This window comes from Streptomyces caeni (assembly GCF_042678285.1).
Classification (GTDB): domain Bacteria; phylum Actinomycetota; class Actinomycetes; order Streptomycetales; family Streptomycetaceae; genus Streptomyces; species Streptomyces caeni.
This window is the reverse complement of record NZ_JBHUDX010000147.1, coordinates 1-3256: the sequence shown is the minus strand read 5'-3', so window position 1 is coordinate 3256 and position 3256 is coordinate 1. Positions and strand designations below refer to the sequence as shown.

Here is a 3256-nt window from a genome sequence, read left to right as displayed (position 1 = left end):
CAAGCCCCCGCGCGCAGGCGATCTACCAAACTCCTGATCCGAACTCCAGACAGGACCTAAGGCGGTCGGGGTGGAGATCGGTGTCAGCCAGTGGTCTGTGGAGCGCTACCGTACCGGGGAGCGTGAACACCCGTCTGAGGACATCGCCGACCGGATCGACGCCGCGGTACGGGCCCGCTGGCAGCCCCGGATCCGAGGGCGCCGCCGCAAGCAGGCCGCCATCAGCAGCGGGATCACCGTTGAAACGAGGGCCCGCTTCGGCTGCACCGCGCCGATCGGCACCACCGACGACGGCCGGGTGCGGCGGCTGAGCGTCCACCTCCCCCCGGCCTACGCCCGCCGCATGTTCGACGCCCAGCGACGGGGTGCCAGTGACCAGCAGATGCGTGACATCGTCGCCGGAGGGCTGCAGGAGGTGTACTTCAGGGACGGCGGACGGCGCGCTGCGGGCCTCGTGGTGGTCTTCACCGACATCGGCTATTTCGGCGTTTCCTTCTGAGAAGGTCATGCGCTGTCTGTGTGCCGAAGCATGGTGGCTGTACCCGGGAAGGCGGTCATGGATCCACGCGGCGGGGACTGCCGGACACGCCGGCGTGCTGCTTCGCCGCCCTCGCGGTGCCGGGCGGTGAGACGCTCACCGGACGGCAGGAAGAACTGGCGTGGGCGGTGCTCGAGGCCGTGCTGCCGGCCGGCCTGCCGCCGTACGACATCGAGGCGGCCGCGGACGGGGAGGAGAGGGGCGTGGCCCTGGTACCGGAGGGCCACCGCACGCTGAGGGCGGTGTGGCAGCAGGACCGGCGGCTGCCCGCTACCTGCCCGTGGGGCTGGGCGATGCCCAGCAGGGCGCCGTGAACCCGGCCTTGCGCACGATCCTGTCGGCACACTGGTTTGGGATCGCTGACGGTCCGCTGGGCGAGGCTCCCCTCGTCCTCGGGCTCACCCGCCACGACGGGTGAGCCCGAGCGGCTCCATCAGCGTGGTTGTGGCGGGTGGATGATGATGGCGGCGATCGCCAGACGCGGCCGCTGCTGGGGGAGCAGGTGGTCATTGCGCGGTGAACCGTGCAGGTGATGCAGCGCTGTGAGCCGTCGCCGGCAGACCAGACCCCCACCTTCGTACTCATACAGACAGTCGTCCGACACCCTGGCCACTTTGGGGGAGTCTCTTCAGCTTCAGGCGTGACTGGGTGTACTCGAACAGTCTTGGTGGACATCGGACTTCTCTGTGAAGCTATGGCGATGACCACCACACCAGCATGGGAGCAGCGCTCCGCCGACCTGTGGGCCGCCATCGGCGGCTTCGACCCCGCCGACTTCCGCGCGAAGATCGGGGCGCTGGCCGACGAACTCCCCGAGGGCCACCCGGTCGCGTACTTCGAGCGTGCGTCGGCGAACGACTCAACCGGCGAGGGCGAGGCGGCCGTACCGCTCTACCGGAAGGCGCTGGAGGCCGGGCTGACCGGCGAGCGCAGGCGGCGGGCCGTGATCCAGATGGCGAGTACGCTGCGCGCGCTCGGGGACGCCGGGGCGAGCATCGAACTGCTTACCGCGGAGCGGGACAATGGTTCCGACCACCTTGACGATGCGGTCTCCGCCTTCCTGGCGCTCGCGCTGATCGACGCCGGCCGGGAACGCGAGGCGGCCGCGCTGGCCCTGGGAGCGCTCTCCAAGCACCTGCCGCGCTACAACCGCTCCCTCGCGAACTACGCGAAGATCGCGATCGGCGAGGAGCCGACGGCCTGAGGGCCGGGCTTAAGGCTCCACGGCCCTCCAGGGACTTCGGTCCCGCCCTCGTGGCATCTCCACCGGCGGCGGGGCCGTTCCCACCCTGCCCCGCGGCCAACATGTACGCGCGCGTGGTGTTCAACTTCCCGGCAAGGCGGCCGAGTCGGCGGAATCGGTAGGTTGAGTGCCGGGTGCTGATGCCGGGTGCTGATGCCGGGGAAGGGGGCCGCGGGGATGGGGCAGAAGCAGCAGGTGCGGGGTGCGGTGATTCCGGCCGGGCGGCTCGGGGAGCTGCTGGCGGACATGATGACCGGACGCCCCGCCTACCGGCATCTTGCAGGGGCCGTCCGCACGCTCATCCTCGACGGCCAGATCGCCGTCGACGCCCGGCTGCCCGCGGAACGGGAGCTGGCCCCCGCACTCGCGCTGAGCCGCACCACCATCAGCGCCGCCTACGAACTGCTGCGCAAGAGCGGGTACGCCCGCAGCCGGCGCGGATCCGGCACCTGGACCGCGCTGCCCGAAGGGGCGCTTCCCGCAGAGGAATCGGAGCCGGACGCCGCGCCGCTTCGCCCCCCGGGCGGTGCCGCGCTGCTGCCGCCGCCGGAGAGCGTCGTCGACCTCGCCACGGCCGCGCTGTCGATGCCCCAGGACGTGCTCGCCCTGGATCTCGCCGAGGCGGCCCTGCGGCTACCGCACCGCGCCCGCACCCCCGGCTACCACCTTTACGGGCTGCCCGAGCTGCGGAGTGCCGTCGCCGCCCGCTACACAGCCCGCGGCCTGCCCACGGACCGGGAGCAGATCCTCATCACCGCGGGCGCGCAGCAGGCTCTGAGCCTCACAGTGTCGCTGCTGTGCGGCCCCGGTGATCGGGTGCTCGTGGAGAGCCCGTCGTACCCGAACGCACTCGACGCGATCCGGCGCGCCCATCTGCGCCCCGTTCCGGTGCCGGTCACCGAGGACGGCTGGGACGGCGAGGTACTCACCTCCGCCCTGCGCCAGAGCGTGCCGCGACTGGCGTATCTCATCCCTGCCTTCCACAATCCCACCGGCAGTCTGATGCCGCCCGACCAGTGTGCCGAGGTGCTCTGCGCCACCCGCCGGCCCGGCACCTGGCTCGTCGTCGACGAGACACTCGCCGACATGGCTCTGGACACCGGGCCGCCGCCGCCGTTCGCCGCGTACGGGGCCGGCGGCGGGGCGGACCACGTCATCTCCGTCGGCTCGCTCAGCAAGTGCTACTGGGGCGGGCTGCGGGTCGGCTGGCTGCGCGCCTCACCGCGGCTCGTTGCCGAACTGGCCGAGCTGCGGGCGACGGTGGACGTCTCGGGCTCCGTGCTGGACCAACTGCTCGCCCTGTCGCTGCTGGATCGCGGGGACGGCTGGCTGGCCGACCGGGTCGACCAGGTGCGGCGCAGGCGCCAGGCACTCGTCACCGCGCTGGAGCACCATCTGCCGTGTCGTCGCCCAGTTTTTCTGAGAGGGCGGTATGTGACGTAGTGCCGCGTTTGTTGTCGCTGGAACGTGTGGCA

General features: G+C 71.5%; 3 protein-coding genes and 1 pseudogene. All 4 read left to right on the top strand.

Annotation, left to right across the window (positions count from 1 at the left end; translation table 11 throughout):
- Positions 1-58 precede the first annotated feature (58 nt).
- Positions 59-499 (top strand): annotated as a pseudogene (tpg, locus tag ACFSL4_RS36675) (telomere-protecting terminal protein Tpg); the annotation flags it as partial.
- A 20-nt stretch (positions 500-519) separates the two neighbouring features.
- Positions 520-852: a hypothetical protein gene (locus ACFSL4_RS36670; RefSeq protein ID WP_381092429.1), complete on the top strand. Its 333-nt coding sequence runs from the start codon at positions 520-522 to the stop codon at positions 850-852.
- 386 nt (positions 853-1238) lie between these two features.
- Positions 1239-1742: a tetratricopeptide repeat protein gene (locus ACFSL4_RS36665; protein ID WP_381092428.1), complete on the top strand. Its 504-nt coding sequence runs from the start codon at positions 1239-1241 to the stop codon at positions 1740-1742.
- A 216-nt stretch (positions 1743-1958) separates the two neighbouring features.
- A complete protein-coding gene (locus ACFSL4_RS36660; protein ID WP_381092426.1) occupies positions 1959-3224 on the top strand; it encodes an aminotransferase-like domain-containing protein in 1266 nt (421 codons plus the stop codon).
- Positions 3225-3256: the final 32 nt, after the last annotated feature.